Genomic DNA, 18,024 nt, shown 5'->3' on the forward strand with positions numbered 1-18,024 from the left:
CTCCTGTTAACCTACCAATTGCAAGGCCATGAAGGCTAAGGTGCTGCCAAGTAGTGCCCCAGCGAGAATATCCCCGGGGTAATGCACACCAAGTAAAATACGGGAAAGTCCAATGCCAGTGGCCCAAGTCATCCACAGCGGAGTCCATGCGGGATAGAAGCTACTTGCGATACCAGCAAATAAAAATGCCGCCGTGGTATGCCCCGACGGAAAACTAAATTGGTCGTGGGCGCGTATCACCGCGGTAATCGATAAGGTTTGGTATGGGCGAGGCCGTTTGAGCCAACGTTTAATTAAAATAAACAACGGTACTTCAAGGCTGAAGCCGGCCGCTAAGGTCAAAGCGAGCGCGTTCGCAGACTCAGTATGACTAGAACTTAAAACGACTGCGATAAGGGCGTAGCAGTAGCCGTCACCCGTGCGTGACAACAACCGTATCCAGCCTTGTTGCTGAAAGCCTTGCGACCGTTGCGAACACCAACAAAACCATTGTTGGTCATAACGACTCAAAGTAGCTAACCAGCGAACCATAACAGGCTCCTTTGTTCCTGTTGTTGCCGCCAATTTACGCTGGCTAAATGGCGGTTTTGCTACAACGCCATGAAGATTCCGTGACAAAGTTCAATAACACTACAGTCTGTCGGTTGTTTCATAGCGCTAAACATTCGATAATACGTAAGATTTAATAGCTGATTCGGGCGATTGAAATGGGTGAGTATTTGCTACTGCTGGTAGCGACAGTACTAGTCAACAACTTTGTGTTGGTGAAGTTTCTCGGTTTGTGCCCCTTCATGGGGGTCTCCAACAAGCTAGAAACCGCCATCGGTATGTCTGCGGCAACGACATTTGTGCTGACCTTGGCCTCGGTCTGTAGCTACCTGGTCAATCATTATTTATTGGCGCCCTTCGACCTGCTCGCCCTGCAAACCTTAAGCTTTATTCTAGTCATAGCCGTAGTGGTGCAGTTCACCGAAATGGTGGTGCACAAAACCAGCCCGACCTTGTATCGGTTGCTTGGTATTTTCTTGCCGTTAATCACCACCAACTGTGCGGTGCTGGGTGTAGCATTGCTAAACATCAACGAACAGCATAACTTCATCGAATCGATTATTTACGGCTTCGGTGCGGCAATCGGTTTCTCACTCGTGCTCATTTTATTCTCCGCCTTGCGTGAGCGCCTGGCCGCCGCCGACGTGCCTTTACCCTTCAAAGGCGCGGCCGTTGGCATGATCACTGCAGGCTTAATGTCGCTGGCCTTTATGGGCTTTAGCGGCTTGGTAACCCTTTCATGAGTATTATTACTGCGCTAATAGCTATTGGCGTACTGGCGCTGATATTTGGCTTAGTACTCGGCTTCGCCGCGGTACGCTTCCGGGTGGAAAGCGATCCCATTGTCGAACAAATTGACGCCTTGTTACCGCAAACCCAGTGTGGTCAATGCGGTTATCCCGGCTGCCGTCCTTACGCCGAAGCTATCGCCAACGGCGACGACATCAATAAATGCCCACCGGGCGGCGAAGCGACCATTAAGGGGCTGGCCGATTTAATGGGCGTCGAAGCGAAACCGCTCGATTCTGCGCACGGTACTGAAGACGTGAAAAAAGTTGCGGTCATTCGTGAAGACGAATGTATCGGCTGCACTAAGTGTATTCAGGCCTGTCCCGTAGATGCTATTTTGGGCGCAGCAAAACAAATGCATACCGTGATTGCGCATGAGTGCACGGGCTGTGATCTTTGTGTCGAACCTTGCCCCGTCGATTGTATCGATATGCTACCGGTGCCAACGCGACCCGATAATTGGCAGTGGGATCTGGAAAAAATTCCAGTACAAATTGTGGAGGCGAAGTCCTGATGTCCGCAGCAGCCAAAAAGGCTATCGAAACCGGCAAAATTTGGTCCTTCCCAGGTGGCATTCACCCACCGGAACGAAAAGAACTGTCTAATCAGTCGCCCATTGGTCAATTAGCGTTGGCTGCGACTTATGTGGTGCCGATCAAACAACATACCGGCGCTCCGGGTGAGATCTGTGTTGCAGTGGGCGAGCGCGTATTACGCGGCCAGCCTTTAACCCAATCAATGACTGGTCAGGGCTTGCCAGTGCATGCGCCAACTTCTGGCACCATTACTGCGATAGGTCCCGGGCGCATCGCTCATCCGTCGGGCATGGCCGATATCGTCATCCGTATCCGTGCCGATGGCGAAGACGAAAACGTCCCACAACAAGGCTTGAGCGACTACACTCAGGTGTCCCGTGCCGAGCTGCTTGATACTATTCGTCTGGCCGGTATTGCCGGATTAGGTGGCGCAGGCTTCCCAACGGCACAGAAACTGGCCTTGCAACGGCCCATTGATTACCTGATTATTAACGGTGTCGAGTGTGAACCCTACATTAGTGCCGACGATCGGCTTATGCGCGAGCACGCTGAGAGCATCATCGACGGTGCGGAAATTCTGTTGCACCTCGCCGGTTGCAACAAGGGTTTGGTCGCGATTGAAGATAATAAACCCGAAGCCATCGCGGCGATGCGCAAAGTTCTGCAACAGCACCCGCACTTTAGTCTCCGGGTGGTGCCAACCAAATACCCTTCTGGGGGCGAAAAGCAGCTGATTCAATTATTAACCGGGCGCCAGGTGCCAAGCCGTGGTTTACCTATTGATATCGGCCTGATCATGCAAAACGTCGGTACCGCTTATGCCGTGAGTCGCGCCATTCGTTATGGTGAGGCCCTTACCGAACGGGTCGTCACGGTAACCGGTGAAGCCATTGCCAAACCAGCGAACTATTGGGTACGTATTGGTACTCCGGTAGCCCATGTGCTGCAGCAAACTGGTTTTCAGGCTCAGGATAACCAACAGCGCATTATTATGGGTGGGCCAATGATGGGCTTCACGCTACCTGACGTCGATGTACCTGTTGTCAAAATTAGTAACTGCTTACTGGTACCGAGTACCGTCGAGTTAGCTCCAGCGCAACAGGAAATGCCTTGTATCCGCTGCGGCGCCTGTGCTGATGTCTGCCCTGCCCAATTATTGCCACAACAGTTGCAATGGTTGGCCAAAGCCAAAGATTATGACGGCCTGGAACAGCACAACCTGTTCGATTGTATTGAATGCGGTGCTTGTGCTTATGTATGCCCAAGTGAAATTCCCTTGGTGCATTACTATCGTAAGGCTAAAGCCGAGATCCGTAATATCGCGCGCGAAAAAGCCAAAGCTGAAATTGCCCGTGAACGTTTTGAAGCGCGTAACGAACGCTTAGAGCGCGAAAAAGAAGAACGTCAGGAACGCCATCGCAAAGCTGCCGAAGCACGCAAAAAAGCGCAGCAAGAACAAGTGAACGCTGGCGGTGACAATCCACAGGACGCGGTCCAAGCCGCCATCGCCCGTGCCAAAGCACGAAAAGCCGCACAACAAAAAGCTGCCGCTGAGCAACCGTCATCGAAAGAGGACAACTCATGACCTTTAAACTCGCTGCGTCGCCGCACAGTCATCAACGCCGCACCACGCAACAGGTCATGCGTTGGGTTTACCTTGCCTTGGTGCCGGGCTTACTGACACTGATCTACTTTTTCGGCTGGGGCGTGATTTGGCAATTAGGCTTGGCTGTTGTCACCTCCTGGGTCGCGGAAGCACTGTGCATGAAATTGCGCGGTCGCCCGCTGGAATCCGCCTGGCGCGATCATACCGCACTGGTCACTGCAATTTTACTGGGCATCAGTATTCCCGGTTTCGCCCCCTGGTGGATTATTGTCATAGGTACGGCGTTCTCCATCATTATTGTCAAACATGTTTACGGCGGCGTCGGACAGAACATCTTTAATCCCGCCATGGCCGGTTACGTGGTGCTGCTGATCAGTTTCCCGGTACAAATGACCAGCTGGCCGCTGCCGGTCCAACTGAGCCAGATTGATCTGAGCTTCCTCGACAGCGCGGTACTTATTTTCACCGGCTACACCCCCAGTGGTTACGATTTGGAGCAATTGCGCATGGGCGCCGATGGTATGACCATGGCAACGCCACTGGACAGCCTGCGCACCGCCCTGAATCACGAAATGACCATCGACGAAGCACTGCAACAACCGATTTTCGGTAGTATTGCCGGTTTAGGCTGGCAATGGGTTAACGCCGCGTTCCTGTTAGGTGGTTTAGTGCTGATGAAAGTCCGGGTGATTAACTGGCACATTCCGGTAGGCATGTTGCTCGGTTTGGCCATTCCAGCTGCCCTGGCCTGGATGTTCAGTCCTGATCAGAGTGTATCTCCGGTCATGCACCTGTTCAGCGGTGCCACCATGCTCGGTGCCTTCTTTATTGCCACGGATCCGGTCACCGCCGCGACCTCGAACCGCGGCCGCCTGTATTTCGGCTTACTCATCGGTTTCCTGGTGTTCGCCATCCGTACCTGGGGTGGTTATCCTGACGCCGTTGCTTTTGCCGTGTTGCTGGCCAACATGACAGTGCCCGTGATCGATAAGTACACCCAACCCATCGCCTACGGCCATGGAGAGAAATCATGATTGCCCGCAGTATGCAACGTAACGGACTCATCCTCGCGGCTTTTGCTGTGGTCGCTACCCTGTTGGTGATGCTGACCGCCCGCCTCACCGCCGAGCCAATCGCCCGCGAACAACAACGTGAGTTACTGCAAGTGCTGAATCAATTGATCCCAGCGCAAGCGCACGATAACGACCTTTATGCGAGTTGCCGATTAATTGACGATACCGACCTGGCTGCATCACCGACCCCTATGTACCTGGCAACCCGCAACGGCAAACCCACCGCCGCCGCAGTCGAAGTGGTCGCGCCCAATGGTTATTCTGGTGGCATTCGCTTGCTGGTCGCCATCAACTGGGACAACACCATTGCCGGGGTGCGTACCCTCAAACATCAGGAAACACCGGGACTGGGCGACAAAATCGAACACCGCAAAAGCGACTGGATCACCAGTTTTAATGGTATGATCGTGAATGGTTCAGACGATCAGCGTTGGGCAGTACAACGTGACGGTGGGGTGTTCGATCAGTTTACCGGTGCTACCATTACCCCACGCGCTGTCGTGCAAGCGGTCGCGCGCACCGTCTCCAAATTTAAACGCAACAAAGATCAGTGGCTGCAACAAACCACCGCCTGCGGAGGTCAATCGTCATGAGCTACAAAGACATCACTTGGCAAGGACTCTGGGAAAACAATCCGGCCCTGGTACAACTGCTTGGCTTGTGTCCGTTATTAGCGGTCACCGCCACGGTCACTAACGCGCTTGGTTTGGGTCTGGCGACCTTGTTGGTGCTGATAGGCTCAAATATTACCGTTTCTTTGGTGCGCAACTGGGTCCCGAAAGAGATCCGTATTCCGGTGTTTGTGATGGTCATTGCTACCTTTGTCACGGTGATTCAATTACTGATGAATGCCTATGTGTATGGCCTGTATCAGTCGCTGGGGATCTTTATTCCACTGATTGTTACCAACTGTGCCATCATAGGTCGGGCAGAAGCTTTCGCCTCAAAGAACCCTTGGCGGCGCTCGGCGTTTGACGGCTTGATGATGGGCCTTGGCTTTACCCTGGTACTTATCGTGCTAGGTGGTATTCGCGAAGTGATTGGTAACGGCACCTTATTCGATGGCGCCGAACTTTTGCTCGGTGACTGGGCCGCGGCGCTAAGAATTGAGCTATTTGCGGTTGATTACCCATTGTTACTGGCGATATTACCGCCTGGCGCATTTATTGCCATGGGCTTTATCATTGCGATTAAGAATCTGATTGATCATTACCGTGAGCAACGTGCCACCAAACCGGCGAAAGAAGTCACCCGTGTTCGCGTCACAGCGCAATAACCAGTTACCGGAATCATGAACAAACAAAAACGTATCGAGATATTAAAGCGCCTGCGGGAGAATAATCCCAACCCCACCACGGAACTTGAGTTCGACTCAAGTTTCGAGCTGCTGATTGCGGTGATGCTTTCGGCGCAGGCCACCGATGTCGGCGTCAACAAAGCTACCCGCAAACTCTTCCCCGCCGCCAACACGCCCGCAGCAATGCTGGAACTTGGCGTCGATGGGGTAAAGGATTACATTAAAACCATCGGTTTATTTAATGCCAAAGCTGAAAACGTAATCAAAACCTGCAAAATTTTGGTCAATCAGCACGACGGCGAAGTTCCCGAAGATCGCGCTGCGTTAGAAGCCCTTCCGGGGGTTGGCCGAAAAACCGCCAACGTCGTTCTCAATACGGCGTTTGGCTGGCCGACCATTGCCGTCGACACCCACATTTTCCGGGTTTCGAACCGCACCAAATTTGCGCCAGGCAAAACCGTTCGTGCCGTTGAAGACAAACTTGAAAAAGTGATACCGAGCGAGTTTAAAGTGGATGCGCATCATTGGTTTATCCTGCACGGTCGCTACACCTGCATCGCACGTAAACCGCGCTGCGGCAGCTGCATTATTGAAGACTTATGCGAGTATAAACACAAAACCTCGGACGATTGATTTCGAACGATGAATTCAGACAAGTAAGGAGTACGCTATGCGAATGCTACACACCATGTTGCGTGTCGGCGATCTGGACCGCTCCATCAAGTTCTACACTGAACTGATGGGTATGAAACTACTACGCCAGACGGATAATGAAGAGTACACCTACACCCTCGCCTTCGTTGGTTACGGCGATGAAAAAGACCATACGGTACTTGAGCTGACGTACAACTGGGACAAGAGTGAATACGACCTGGGAGACGGCTACGGCCATATCGCCATTGGCGTCGAAGACATTTACGGTTTATGTGAAGAATTAGAAGCCAAAGGCGCTGATGTTTACCGCAAACCCGGTCCCGTAAAAGGCGGCAAAACCGTGATTGCATTTGTTCGTGATCCTGACGGTTACGCCATTGAACTGATTGAACGTAAAGAAAGCGACGATTTATGAGCGATGGCGAGCCGAGCTTAATGAAACAACGCTTCCGCGGCTATCTGCCGGTGGTCATCGACGTTGAAACCGCAGGTTTTAATGCTACTACCGATGCCCTGCTGGAAATCGCTGCAGTGACCCTGGAGTTTGATGAGCAAGGTTGGCTGCATCCCGCCGAACGCATTCATTACCATGTCGACGCCTTCGAGGGGGCTAACATTGAACAGGCGGCAATTGATTTTAACGGGATTGATCCGCATTCGCCGTTGCGTGGGGCGATCCCCGAAGGCGAAGCACTAAAAGAAATGTTCAAGCCGATCCGCAAAGCACAGAAAGATGCGGGCTGTCAGCGCTCAGTGCTGGTTGGACATAACGCGACCTTTGATCTGGGTTTTCTGATGGCTGCGGCCGAGCGTAGCAACCTAAAACGTAATCCGTTCCACCCGTTTGTCACCTTCGATACCGCTGCACTGGCAGCGCTCACCTTAGGTCAGACGGTATTGATTAAAGCCTGTCAGGCCGCCGGTATCGCTTTTGACAGTAAACAGGCACACTCGGCCTTGTATGATACCGAACGCACCGCAGAACTCTTTTGCTGGATGGTCAACCGCTACAAAAACGTTGGCGGCTGGCCCTTAGCCGGACACACCGAGAAGGATTAATCTCATGACCACTTCAGGCAATGGTTGGCAGTATCGAATTCCACATTTTCTTGCTGTTGTTATTATTGCCACCATGGTGTGGTCTTACATAAATCCTGCCGACATGACCGTGTGGTGGGCGGAAATGGTACCGATCATCGCCATTTTCGTCGGGCTGGTGGTCACCTACCCGAAGTTTCGCTTTAGCAACACCAGCTACGTTTTAATGAGCGTGCTCCTGATCCTACATACCATAGGCGCACACTACACCTTTGCCAACGTGCCCTTTGACTGGGTCAGCGACTTCTTCGGCTTCGAACGCAATCACTACGATCGCATGTCACACTTCAGTGTCGGCTTTTACGCCTATCCTGCCGCCGAGTTACTGCTTCGCAAACAATGGGCCCGTCCCGCAACCGCTATGTTATTCGGTCTGTTTTTCATTATGTCCGTGGCCGCTGCGTACGAAATCATTGAATGGCAGTTCGCCGTCATCGAAGGCGGCGACGCCGGCATCGAGTTCCTCGGCTCACAAGGCGACGTCTGGGATGCGCAAAAAGACATGCTCGCCGACACCCTGGGCGCGATTTTTGCCTTGCTACTGTTCGTGTTTTCGCGCTGGGTTAAACCGGCGCGGTAAACCCGCGCCTTTCGTTTACTTTTGTTCTGCTTCCATCGCCTGGATTTTCTTCCAAAGCTCGTCGGCTTCCTGGCTTATTCCTAAACTGCCGCGGATATCGCCATTACGTTGCATTTCCACAGCTTTTAGCTGGAGCTGCTCCAGCTGTTTACGCATCTTTTTAGTCGGGCTCGACTTAAATAATCCAAACATAATTATTTTCCGTTAAGAGTTTGGATTGAATACGCTAAAACCCTGGCAATAGTTCGCTAGATTCAACACTATTCACCAATATCTTCAAACCAGAGCTCCGGCTTATCGGCAATGAATGCCGTCATCAGCTCAATACACGTCGGATCCTGCAACACTTCGACTTTAACTCCAGCTTTTCGCAGACGCTCTTCAGCACCCATGAAAGTCTGGTTTTCGCCGACCACCACATGCGGGATCCCGTACAGCTCTATTGCGCCGGAGCACATACAGCAAGGTGATAAAGTCGTGTAAATGACGCACTCTTTATAGACTGACGCTGGCTGGCGACCCGCGTCAGCAAAAGCGTCCATTTCGCCATGCAGAATAGGACTGCCGCTTTGCACACGGCGATTATGCCCGCGACCGATGATTTTCCCCTGATGTACAATCACTGAACCAATGGGTACACCGCCCTCTTCCAGTCCTTTTTTCGCCTCATCAATGGCGGCTTGCATGAAGTTGTCCATAATGTTTCCTTGCCGCCAGCGCGGCATATTGATGTGTGCTGTCAGCAGCTTTTAACTGCCTTTCGACATTAACTCACGAACCTCGGCAGGGCGTAGTGGCCGCACCAGACGATCCACTTCCTTGCCGTCGCGCAGCAGTATCAGCGTCGGCCAGAGCTTTACCCTGAAGCCACGGCCAAGTCGTTTGCCCTTTCCGTCATATATTTTAATATGACGCAGTCCCGGATGTTCAGCTACTACTTCTGTTATCGCAGATTTCGCGGCCTGGCAGTGTCCACACCAGGGCGCACCAAATTCAAGTAAGACGTCGCCGGACAACTCGCCTACCTGGTCAAATGTAAGCGTTTCTTCCGCGTAATCAGAGTCAGAGCGACTATCGTTAGTTTCCATGCTATTTACTCCTCACTATCCTCATTCTAACCAAAGCGCTGGATGTTCGGCAATGAAGCTATTCCTCAGTTAAAAGCCTAACTCAAGATACCGCGACACTTCGGATAGATCGAGCAGTATCCGCTCCGTGCCACGACTCATTTAGGTTAATGCGGTAAACGCATAAATTGGTTATCATCGAACAAAACGAACAAGGAGCTTCACCCATGCCTGTTTACGCGCTCAATCTATTTGATATTGCCAACAAAGACGAATACCTCGCCTACGCACGCCGTTCCGCGAAAGAAGTTGAAGCCCACGGCGGAAAAGTTATCTCGCTCGGTAAGTTCAAAGAGGCCGCGCAAGGCGACATCACGCCACGCACCGTGCTTATCCTGGTCGAGTGGGAATCGAAGGAAGCCTTCGAAAGTTACTGCGACGACCCGGCACTGGCCGATCTGCATCCGCACCGCGAAAATGGCACCACGAACTACATCTGGCACCTGTTTGATAAGCTGGATGACTTGCGGCCGTTGTTGAAAGGTAGCGATAAATGAAAGGTAGCGATGAATGAAAACACAGAGCTAGCATCACGACTCACCTTTAGTGTCCACTTGCTCAGTACTCACCGTCTCCAGAGGCTCCCCTTCTTCATACTGAAGCTGATAATCAAAGGCAGCCTGAAGGCCAGTCTCCTCTTCAGGTATACCAGCTTCCTCCTCACTATGGCCCGGATAAAATGGCGATATCAGTGCGATAAGAATTCCGACCGCTGCAAAGATGGAGAAGCTTTCGGCATAACCCAGCTCACCGACGAGCACGCCGATAAGAGGCGTCCCTGCTGCCTGGCCTAAGGCACACGCCAAAAAGGGCAACACAGGTCCCATCGACAGACGTCCCGGCAATAAGCGAATACCTGTCATTAAGTAAAGTCCGGTCAAACTCATATAGGCCAGGCCAAAGATAACAGCTGAAAAAACCGCAAGATAGATTTGACCTGGACTAGCGGCCAACAAAGTTAAACTGGTTGTCAACATCATCAGCATGAGTGCGTGGGTGATGGCAGGGTTATTCCTGTCTGCCAAGTCACTGACAATAGCTCCTCCTAAGCCTGCAATACCTAATGCCAACCATAACCAACCCGTTTGCCTGGATGATAATGCCCCTAAATTGGTGGCTAAATCCGGCGCAAAGGTCCAGTAAGCTGAAGCAATAAAGCCCATTGCGAAAGCAAACAAGGCTAGCTTTAACAGATTCCACCACTGTCTAACGGTAATTTTGGGAGGCGGCGCTGCATTTGCGGGAGTGACCCTGGAGACCGAGGGAATTAAATACCAAGCAAGAAAAACACCAATTATGGCTATTAGCGTGAATGATAAATAGGCGTAGCGCCATGCACCGACTAAAAATAGTACAGCCGGCACAGAGAGCGCGACACCAATGCTAGTACCCGCATTCATGACTGAGCTGACGCGCCCATGGATAGAACGATCTACCAACGCCTGCATAGCCGAGGTTAAAGCTGGCATCATTAATCCGGCAGATATACCGCAAGCGAAAACGCCTATGCCGAGACTGATAGGGCCAGTTGCCAGACTAATGAGAGCCAGACCGAGAACACTAAACGAAGCCGATAAAACGGTGGTGTTACGCGCACCAAAATATTTGGTGACTAAGGGGGCAACTAAACTGACAATGACAAAACTGATCAAAGGAAGAGCGGCGATAACACCGATGGTACTGGCGCTCATGCCAAGTTCATCGCGTATTTGCGGTATGAACAAACCAAACGCAAAGCGGGCTAAACCAAAGCTTATGGCAATTAGGATAGCGCCGATCAGCGCAAAGCGCATGCCTGAGATTTGCTCCTCAGAGATAGCAGTATTCGTTGAGTTCATAGTGACGCGCTCTCATAACGAAGGGCTTGCACTAGTTATAGATTGCGAGTCACAACACTGCAATGTCTCAAACGGCACTGCCGGGCTCACCACGATACCCCATGCGTGAAATACAATCCCGGCGAGAGTCCTCTCTCTACCAAAAGTCATCTCTAAAGAGCAGTTTTCGTCGGATCCCTTGAATTAACGCAATCACTACAGAAGTAACTGTTGTGATGGATATGAGGTTTTTAAGAAGGTGAAATGTTGAGGCTTCGATAGCATTTTTGTCATGCTGATAAAACAATATGCCAAGTGCAATTGCATTAACTATACAAACCAAACCAAGCCCTATGATTAGTCGGCGTCGTTTAGTTTTTGTATCGTTAATAGATACTTGTTTATCTGGAGCAGCTTGCTCAGTGGAACTACTTTCCGTGTCCGTGAGATGTGACGCACTTACTTCGAAGACTGCAGCAAGACTTTTTATTGTCTCTAACGAGGCTGTCGATGTTTTTTCAACGCGTTGAAGAGTCCGTAAACTCAACCCGGCCATATCTGCCAACTGTTGTTGAGACCACAAATTTTGTTGACGGTATTTTTTTATAAACTGAGCGTTAACGTCCATCTATCTTTGGTTGTTTTTGGTTGTAATGTTGGCGTTAACGCTACCATACCAGTTTATTTTAGGCTTGAGTACTCCTCGCCCATTTTATCGCTAGAAGAGCGACAATCCATGGTGCGAGAAGCTTGGGCAATGCGAATACGAAAGAATCGTTAGGGTTTAATAAAGCGCTAATGAGCCCATAAATTGATAAAGCGCCCGCATAAAACCAAATGGTGTTCGATTTACAACTAAGTGTCTTGCTTGCTATCCAGTAAGCGACACAAATCGCAACGGTGAAGCCAATCAGCGGTTCGGCAACATTAAAAATGGTAGCGGTGGGTTCTACGATGGTTAATTGGCTGGGCTCGATGTCATCAAACATGAGTACAACACCAATAGACAGTAAGGCACTTGCTATAATTGTACTCGCAATATAAGAAAGCAGCCCAAGTGAAAGCCATTTGTAACTAATATTCCTCATTGAAATTTCCTCGCATGTTGAGATGAAAGAACCGCGTCAAACGGTCGCATTCACCTTAGCGAGGAATCCGGAAAGTCGTTACGTAATCTATGCGAATCCAAGGTGTTATCAATACGCCACTTATGTGACAGTGTCGCTAAATAGCGGTATCCGAGTTAATTTTAGGAGGGGTGTTAAACTCAAAAAAAATTGGCATTCTCCCCGGCTAACGGGCCGAAAAGAATGCCATTTACATAGGTAGATTTTACTCGCGAACCGCCCGAGTTAATCACCCTTACGATGATTACTTCTGCGGCTGGCATCACGACCTTTATTGCCACTGCCGCCTGGACGCTTGTTGCCGCCACTGCCCTGCGGTTTACGCGGCGCGCGCGGTGTACGTTGGCCTTGCTTTGGTGGCGGGGTTTTGCCCGTCAAGGCAACGTCGGCAAAGCCTTCCAGTGTATGTCGTTCAATCGGCTGATCGATCAGCTTTTCAATGGCTTTCAGAGTTCTAAACTCTTCGTCCATCACCAATGAAATGGCGTGACCGACCTGCCCTGCACGGCCGGTACGGCCAATGCGATGCACATAGTCTTCAGGAACCTGCGGCAGATCGTAGTTGATCACGTACGGCAGTTTCTCGATGTCGAGTCCACGCGCGGCAATGTCGGTCGCGACCAACACATTCACCTTGCCGGCTTTAAACTCAGACAGAGCTTTAGTTCGCGCGCCCTGGCTCTTGTTGCCGTGAATCGCTGCGGCGAGGAATCCGTCTGCTTCGAGCTGTTTAACCAAGCGATTGGCACCGTGTTTGGTGCGTGAAAACACCAGTACCTGCGGCAAGTTAAGGTTGCGCAGCAATTGCATGAGCATGCGCGGTTTTTCGCTCTTCGCAGCCGCGTACATGATCTGATCGATGCGCTCGGCAGTTGAGTTCGGCGGTGCTACTGAAATCTCTACCGGATTGTTGACCAGCGTTTTAGCGAGGGTACGGATTTCGCTGGAAAAGGTCGCTGAGAACATCAACGTCTGGCGCTTGGCCGGCAACAATTTAATAATTTTCTTAATGTCGTGGATGAAGCCCATGTCGAGCATGCGATCGGCTTCATCAAGCACTAACACGTCTAATTTCGGGAAACGCACGGCATTCTGCTGGTACAGGTCCATCAAACGACCTGGTGTGGCGACGAGGATGTCCACGCCTTTGCGCAGCTTCATCATCTGCGGATTGATTTTCACCCCGCCAAAGACGACCGCGTAGTTTAACGAGAGGCCAGCACCGTAGGTTGCAACACTCTCACCCACCTGCGCCGCGAGTTCGCGCGTCGGCGTAAGGATTAATACCCGCGCCGTGTTGGGTTTGGCGCGCTCACCATCTTTGAGCCGTTCTAAAATCGGTAAGGTAAATCCCGCGGTTTTGCCCGTGCCTGTTTGTGCTGCCGCCATCACGTCATTGCCCGCCAGTACAGCTGGAATCGCCTGCGCTTGAATGGGGGTGGGTTCGGTATAACCTTGGCGTGTAAGGGCGGTAAGAATTTCAGGGCAAAGTCCGAGTTCAGAAAAAGTCATGTATAAATATGCTACTCAATTGTGATAAGAGCGCCCATTCTACCGCAGATCAGCGTGCGCCGCAGTTTATTTCCTCGATCGGGGGTACGTGGTTGCCGGTGGTTGCTGAAATACTTGAATAATCCAAAGTGTCTAACTACTATCTTTTTATCAGATGCGGCTAGAGGCTTCGTCTGCCGCCTCTAGTTTGAGACTAATGCGGCTTTCCCTTAACTTTTATAAAGGAGAGCTCCATATGTGCTCAAAAACCATCAAGAGAAACCGTCTAAAGTCCGCTAAACAACAATGTTTCCGCTGTTATTACTGCGGTCATCCCATGTGGCACCAAAATAATCACGAAAACTTCGCCCAAAAATACCGCGTATCGTTAAAACAAGTTCGGTGGTTTCAATGCACCGCAGAACACGTTCAAGCAAGATGTGATGGCGGCAATAACCAATCATCGAATATTGTCGCAGCATGCCGGCTCTGTAATGAACGACGTCACCGCCGACCTGCTCCTCTCGATCCCGAAGCGTATCGAGCGCTAGTAACAAAGCAAATTTCACGGGGAAAATGGCTTCCGAATGCGTTGGTTGATCAATTTAAGAGGTAGTTTTAGCAGGAGATTGAAAACGTTTCAGCTCTTATTTCCACAGAGGGCTTCAGCGCTTGGGATAGTCCGCTTACTGCCAACAGCGGACATTGAGTTGACTGGATAGAGGAGTCATAGTCATGGGATTTATTTTGCGTTCTCATTGATAGGTTCATAATTTATTGTAACTACGTCTTTTGCTTTAACCTTTAATGTTTCTAAAACTTCATGAGCTATTTGTCGAATACACGCCATTGTTGGTGGGGGAAATGGCTTACCGGCCTCGCCATCTCCGATAATCCAGCCTAACGAATTATTACGAGATAAATCCATATATTGCTCATCCAGTTCAGGATCGACATGTGCGCCACCGTCGGTATCGGCGACATGAAGGACTAATTCTCGTCGGTTAAAAAAACGCCCCTTATCATCTTTTATAACTTTGTTATTCCACCACTTTTCAAAAGGTAGCCACCGTGCTGGAATTGGGCTACCGCCAACAGCGCAAGTTGGCAAATACTGATTATTATTTGCCCCCAATCGGTTTACACACAAAGGATTATCAGTCAAAAGATTCCTTGGGTTTAAATCTCCAGCTGTATCTAAATGCCTTTTCGAACGAAGCCCCAGTTGTTCAAGTAGAGCCTTAGATTGACGATGGTGATGGAGAAGTTTACGCAAACTCAGTGCGATATGTTTACCAATAGGCTGTAAGCCCTTATCAAAAGCGTGGCAGGCATGAGTCAAAAGCTCAATCTGCTCTTTAAGCTCATTTACTATATCAGCTCTGGGTCGCTTTACTCGTTTATTCCGTGCCATTTAATACCTCTTCGTTAGAGGGAGTACTACCACCTAAAATGGTGTTCGGGTTTAGTCCGCCACTACATTAACCAAACGCTATTGGTGTTGTTTCAATCTCATGTGACTCGATTTTCTTTAACGCATCGTCGACATCGATTAAGAAAAACTCCTTTCGCTTATTGATAAGGTTTACGCGCTTGTCATCAAATGTTTTGTGAATGTCTGACTCTAATCTTGGTGCATCCTCACAGTAGAAGAAACCATGCACATCGAAAGTATCCGGTACTGATGCATCACCCAACTCACGGACTCGCTCATTCGGGTCGGCACGGCGCGTCATTCCGACCTTTACAACCCCCTCACCAAATGAATTAACGTTCGATATAACATAAACAAAACCAGCCCGGGTCTGCTGCGCCATCGACACCGCTCTTTGCTCGCGACTTTTAAGCTCCTCAAGCTCCTTTTGATGCATCTCCAGCTCTTGCCGTTGTGCCTCGGTCATACCGTCTAACTTTGCCAACTCTCTTTCGACAAGCTTTTCCATGCGTTCTCTATCTTTTTTAGCCTTCTCAGCTGCCGCCTTTATCTTTTGCTCTTCTCGCTCAGCTTCACGCTCTAAACGGCGTTCTTCGTGCTCTTCTTCCTTCTTCAATGCCTTCAGCTCGGATATTTCGAAACTCAAATTAAGCTCTTTAAGACGAAGATCCAGATATCCTTTGTCTATGAATGTCTTAACCAGTTGCCCGCGGTCATTAATCTCTTTGAACGCTCGTCTCACTCGCTCATTCAGCCGTCCGATATTATTCCAGTTAGCCAACGCAATGGCTGATTTCACCTCATTATCAAAACACCTTAGGCGCAGCCGTATCTCACGATTAAAAAGCGTCTTAACACCGGCCTTACGGCCATTAATGGTTATATCATTCTCCATATAGCAGACACACGCACGCTTGGCTTTCACCATCGCTTTTATCGAGTCTTTCACACTTGATAGCTGGCTCTGTAAGTCGTCAACATCGTCGGTGCTATGCGTTACTTGCATTAGCGATTCGTCAATCGTACCTGCGCCAATGTCATATTGCGCTAATACCCGGCGGTTCGACTCTAACGCTTGCTTTCGACGGGCATACTGTGTTTGTAAATCTCGGTATTCCTGCTCAGTCTCATCAAGCTCAGCCTGACCTTTATCAACCTCAGAAAAGACGGTAGACAGCCGCTCATAATCCTCCGCGATCGATGCCGCCCGACGATGAGCATTAATCGCAAAATAGGCACTTACACTAAAGGTCAGTATGGTGATACCCCAAATAATTAGCCCTGTCATCATATTGCCTCCGGTAAAGTTGAGTCTTCACGTTCTTTACGAGCACGCTTAGCCTGCTTCATAGCGTTTCGCATCAACTCCGACTCATGGTATTCCTTAGCCTCCGCTGTCAGGTACCAGTCCGTATCAATTCCTTTTTCCTTTATGGCTGATCGCACCTCTTCCGGTGACACCCGGAAAAATTCTTTACGGAAATTCTCCGTGTTTACCCGTCGATCATTAAAGACATCATGTAATGTCTTTTCTAATGCTGGAGCATCTTCAACAAAAGCCAGCGCATGGACGTCAAATCGGAACGGCACTGATGCATCTCCAAGCTCTCTCACCCTATCCATTGGCTCTAAGCGTCGGGTCATACCAATCTTAACCACACCTTCACCAAAGCTACCTTTATTTGATATGACATAGATATAACCGGCTCGCGTGATCTGTGCTTGTGACATCGCCCGAGTCTGCTTTTCTTCTAGCCGCGCTTTCTCCGCCTTGATATCTTCAATCATCCGCTCTAATCGTGCCCGCTCGGCGCCAGCCAACTGCTCTGCCTTTTTCTGCGCCTTAAGCAACTCACTATCCCGTGATGCGATCTCTTCGGCTAACTCCTCAGAATCATCCCCCGAACTTTGCTGAGAGCGTAATAACTCTCTCTGCCGCTTACGCTCCTGCTTCAGCTCTTCACGATGCTCAAGCTCTGCATGCCAGCATCTAAGCTCATCTTCTTTGAGCAATGCATAACGTCGCGATATCTGAACGCCCGTTGTCTCACCGAGTTTGCAAAGCTGGTCAACCAACCTTTCAAGCTTCTCCACGGCTTTATTAAAAGTCGCCGCTCGCATCTGACGTCTGATCACCTCGAACTCAGCATTGAACGCATCCAATAACATCGCGCGATAATCACGAATCATCCGTTCGCCGTCCGAACGACTTCCCATCCAATCCCATTGAGTAAAAGAATTAGTAGCCAAGCCAGCGCTAATACACTCAAACTGCTCTTCTCGGCACTTGCGAATGCTCTCTTTTAAACCTTCACTATCATCGAACCGAAAAATAGGAGGAACCAAACCCACTTCAATCCGCTTTAGTTGCGCTGTTGTTGGTTCAATCGCTTTCTCAAGTTTATCCAAGTAGTCACGCCCCACACGCTGTTTCTCCTGAAAATATGCTTTTTGCTGGTTCTGTCTAGAGAGACGCTCGTCAACTGACTGATCCGATAACATCGACTCTCGCTGCGAGATGTACTTCAGGCGTGCTTGGTATTGTTTGTTTTGGGTAATACCATAAAAAACTAAGATAATCGTTGCAGCAATAAAGCCTAAAGATAAGTACACTACTATGCTATCCATCGCACATTGTCCTTTTCGTGATTAATTGGGAAAAGTTCTTTATAACATGGTGACAAATTAAGCCAAATTGAAAATTAGGCTCTGCATCTGAACTTTCAAAGTGGCTAGCAAACATTGTGTATTTTACGGTGGTAACTTCCCCGACGTTCAGCACTATTTAATAGTGACGTCAACAAGTGACGCTAAACTGAAGGGCCGCATCGAGCAGCGGACGCTC

Annotated in this window: 23 protein-coding genes; 12 read left to right on the plus strand and 11 right to left on the minus strand. The window is 50.0% G+C overall.

Translation table 11 applies throughout. The annotated features are described in order from the left end of the window. Window positions 1-6: 6 nt before the first annotated feature. Window positions 7-531 (minus strand): phosphatase PAP2 family protein, encoded by a 525-nt coding sequence (locus ACQ5ES_RS03525; RefSeq protein WP_445014570.1) that lies wholly within the window; start codon window positions 529-531, stop codon window positions 7-9. Between the two features lie 176 nt (window positions 532-707). On the opposite strand from ACQ5ES_RS03525, the gene rsxA reads away from it, so the two are divergent. Genes rsxA through ACQ5ES_RS03575 form a run of 10 tightly spaced genes read left to right on the plus strand, consistent with a single transcriptional unit; the run spans window position 708 to window position 8,182 of the window. Beyond that, entirely contained in the window at window positions 708-1,292 is a 585-nt protein-coding gene (gene rsxA, locus ACQ5ES_RS03530; RefSeq protein WP_445014571.1) for an electron transport complex subunit RsxA, read from the plus strand. Continuing rightward, the gene (gene rsxB, locus ACQ5ES_RS03535) at window positions 1,289-1,852 is read left to right on the plus strand and encodes an electron transport complex subunit RsxB (protein ID WP_445014572.1); all 564 of its coding nucleotides are present in this window, start codon (window positions 1,289-1,291) and stop codon (window positions 1,850-1,852) included. Before rsxA ends, rsxB begins: the two co-directional genes overlap by 4 nt. Beyond that, entirely contained in the window at window positions 1,852-3,459 is a 1,608-nt protein-coding gene (gene rsxC / locus ACQ5ES_RS03540; protein WP_445014573.1) for an electron transport complex subunit RsxC, read from the plus strand. The genes rsxB and rsxC overlap by 1 nt, the downstream gene beginning before the upstream one ends. Next, on the plus strand, window positions 3,456-4,514 hold the full coding sequence (gene rsxD / locus ACQ5ES_RS03545) for an electron transport complex subunit RsxD (RefSeq protein ID WP_445014574.1): 1,059 nt from the start codon (window positions 3,456-3,458) through the stop codon (window positions 4,512-4,514). The genes rsxC and rsxD overlap by 4 nt, the downstream gene beginning before the upstream one ends. Further along, the gene (rsxG, locus tag ACQ5ES_RS03550) at window positions 4,511-5,146 is read left to right on the plus strand and encodes an electron transport complex subunit RsxG (RefSeq protein WP_445014575.1); all 636 of its coding nucleotides are present in this window, start codon (window positions 4,511-4,513) and stop codon (window positions 5,144-5,146) included. Before rsxD ends, rsxG begins: the two co-directional genes overlap by 4 nt. Further along, the gene (locus ACQ5ES_RS03555) at window positions 5,143-5,829 is read left to right on the plus strand and encodes an electron transport complex subunit E (RefSeq protein ID WP_445014576.1); all 687 of its coding nucleotides are present in this window, start codon (window positions 5,143-5,145) and stop codon (window positions 5,827-5,829) included. Before rsxG ends, ACQ5ES_RS03555 begins: the two co-directional genes overlap by 4 nt. Window positions 5,830-5,844: 15 nt before the next feature. Continuing rightward, the gene (gene nth, locus ACQ5ES_RS03560; RefSeq protein WP_445014577.1) at window positions 5,845-6,483 is read left to right on the plus strand and encodes an endonuclease III; all 639 of its coding nucleotides are present in this window, start codon (window positions 5,845-5,847) and stop codon (window positions 6,481-6,483) included. 37 nt (window positions 6,484-6,520) lie between these two features. Further along, entirely contained in the window at window positions 6,521-6,919 is a 399-nt protein-coding gene (gene gloA, locus ACQ5ES_RS03565; RefSeq protein ID WP_445014578.1) for a lactoylglutathione lyase, read from the plus strand. Continuing rightward, entirely contained in the window at window positions 6,916-7,563 is a 648-nt protein-coding gene (gene rnt / locus ACQ5ES_RS03570) for a ribonuclease T (protein ID WP_445014579.1), read from the plus strand. The genes gloA and rnt overlap by 4 nt, the downstream gene beginning before the upstream one ends. Before the next feature lie 4 nt (window positions 7,564-7,567). After that, window positions 7,568-8,182: a DUF2238 domain-containing protein gene (locus ACQ5ES_RS03575; RefSeq protein WP_445014580.1), complete on the plus strand. Its 615-nt coding sequence runs from the start codon at window positions 7,568-7,570 to the stop codon at window positions 8,180-8,182. Window positions 8,183-8,197: 15 nt separating this feature from the next. Here ACQ5ES_RS03575 and ACQ5ES_RS03580 read toward each other — a convergent pair whose 3' ends face one another. The 3 genes from ACQ5ES_RS03580 to ACQ5ES_RS03590 all read right to left on the minus strand — a co-directional run bounded on the left by ACQ5ES_RS03580 (window position 8,198) and on the right by ACQ5ES_RS03590 (window position 9,270). Beyond that, window positions 8,198-8,374 (minus strand): DUF6435 family protein, encoded by a 177-nt coding sequence (locus tag ACQ5ES_RS03580; RefSeq protein ID WP_445014581.1) that lies wholly within the window; start codon window positions 8,372-8,374, stop codon window positions 8,198-8,200. Window positions 8,375-8,442: 68 nt separating this feature from the next. Beyond that, window positions 8,443-8,880 (minus strand): nucleoside deaminase, encoded by a 438-nt coding sequence (locus ACQ5ES_RS03585; protein WP_445014582.1) that lies wholly within the window; start codon window positions 8,878-8,880, stop codon window positions 8,443-8,445. A 51-nt stretch (window positions 8,881-8,931) separates the two neighbouring features. Beyond that, entirely contained in the window at window positions 8,932-9,270 is a 339-nt protein-coding gene (locus tag ACQ5ES_RS03590; protein ID WP_445014583.1) for a thioredoxin family protein, read from the minus strand. Between the two features lie 206 nt (window positions 9,271-9,476). Between ACQ5ES_RS03590 and ACQ5ES_RS03595 the strand changes: the two genes are divergently transcribed. Next, window positions 9,477-9,806, plus strand: coding sequence for a DUF1330 domain-containing protein (locus tag ACQ5ES_RS03595; RefSeq protein ID WP_445014584.1), 330 nt, complete (start codon window positions 9,477-9,479; stop codon window positions 9,804-9,806). Between the two features lie 33 nt (window positions 9,807-9,839). Here the strand turns inward: ACQ5ES_RS03595 and ACQ5ES_RS03600 are convergent, their stop codons facing one another. The 4 genes from ACQ5ES_RS03600 to ACQ5ES_RS03615 form a co-directional block, all read right to left on the minus strand. Further along, on the minus strand, window positions 9,840-11,147 hold the full coding sequence (locus ACQ5ES_RS03600) for an MFS transporter (RefSeq protein ID WP_445014585.1): 1,308 nt from the start codon (window positions 11,145-11,147) through the stop codon (window positions 9,840-9,842). Between the two features lie 136 nt (window positions 11,148-11,283). Then, entirely contained in the window at window positions 11,284-11,754 is a 471-nt protein-coding gene (locus ACQ5ES_RS03605) for a helix-turn-helix domain-containing protein (RefSeq protein ID WP_445014586.1), read from the minus strand. 58 nt (window positions 11,755-11,812) lie between these two features. Then, entirely contained in the window at window positions 11,813-12,214 is a 402-nt protein-coding gene (locus ACQ5ES_RS03610) for a hypothetical protein (protein WP_445014587.1), read from the minus strand. A gap of 264 nt (window positions 12,215-12,478) precedes the next feature. Further along, window positions 12,479-13,765: a DEAD/DEAH box helicase gene (locus tag ACQ5ES_RS03615; protein WP_445014588.1), complete on the minus strand. Its 1,287-nt coding sequence runs from the start codon at window positions 13,763-13,765 to the stop codon at window positions 12,479-12,481. A 316-nt stretch (window positions 13,766-14,081) separates the two neighbouring features. Here ACQ5ES_RS03615 and ACQ5ES_RS03620 point away from each other — a divergent pair, with 316 nt between their 5' ends. Further along, the gene (locus ACQ5ES_RS03620; protein ID WP_445014589.1) at window positions 14,082-14,360 is read left to right on the plus strand and encodes an HNH endonuclease; all 279 of its coding nucleotides are present in this window, start codon (window positions 14,082-14,084) and stop codon (window positions 14,358-14,360) included. Window positions 14,361-14,486: 126 nt separating this feature from the next. On the opposite strand, the gene ACQ5ES_RS03625 is transcribed toward ACQ5ES_RS03620, so the two are convergent. The 3 genes from ACQ5ES_RS03625 to ACQ5ES_RS03635 form a co-directional block, all read right to left on the minus strand. Continuing rightward, window positions 14,487-15,158 carry a hypothetical protein gene (locus ACQ5ES_RS03625; protein ID WP_445014590.1) on the minus strand — a complete coding sequence of 224 codons (672 nt, stop codon included), beginning with the start codon at window positions 15,156-15,158 and terminating at the stop codon, window positions 14,487-14,489. A gap of 67 nt (window positions 15,159-15,225) precedes the next feature. Next, complete coding sequence (locus tag ACQ5ES_RS03630) at window positions 15,226-16,470, minus strand: SNIPE associated domain-containing protein (RefSeq protein ID WP_445014591.1); 1,245 nt, start codon at window positions 16,468-16,470, stop codon at window positions 15,226-15,228. Then, window positions 16,467-17,807, minus strand: coding sequence for an SNIPE associated domain-containing protein (locus tag ACQ5ES_RS03635; RefSeq protein ID WP_445014592.1), 1,341 nt, complete (start codon window positions 17,805-17,807; stop codon window positions 16,467-16,469). The genes ACQ5ES_RS03630 and ACQ5ES_RS03635 overlap by 4 nt, the downstream gene beginning before the upstream one ends. Between the last annotated feature and the right edge of the window lie 217 nt (window positions 17,808-18,024).

Source organism: Pseudidiomarina xizangensis (assembly GCF_052541995.1).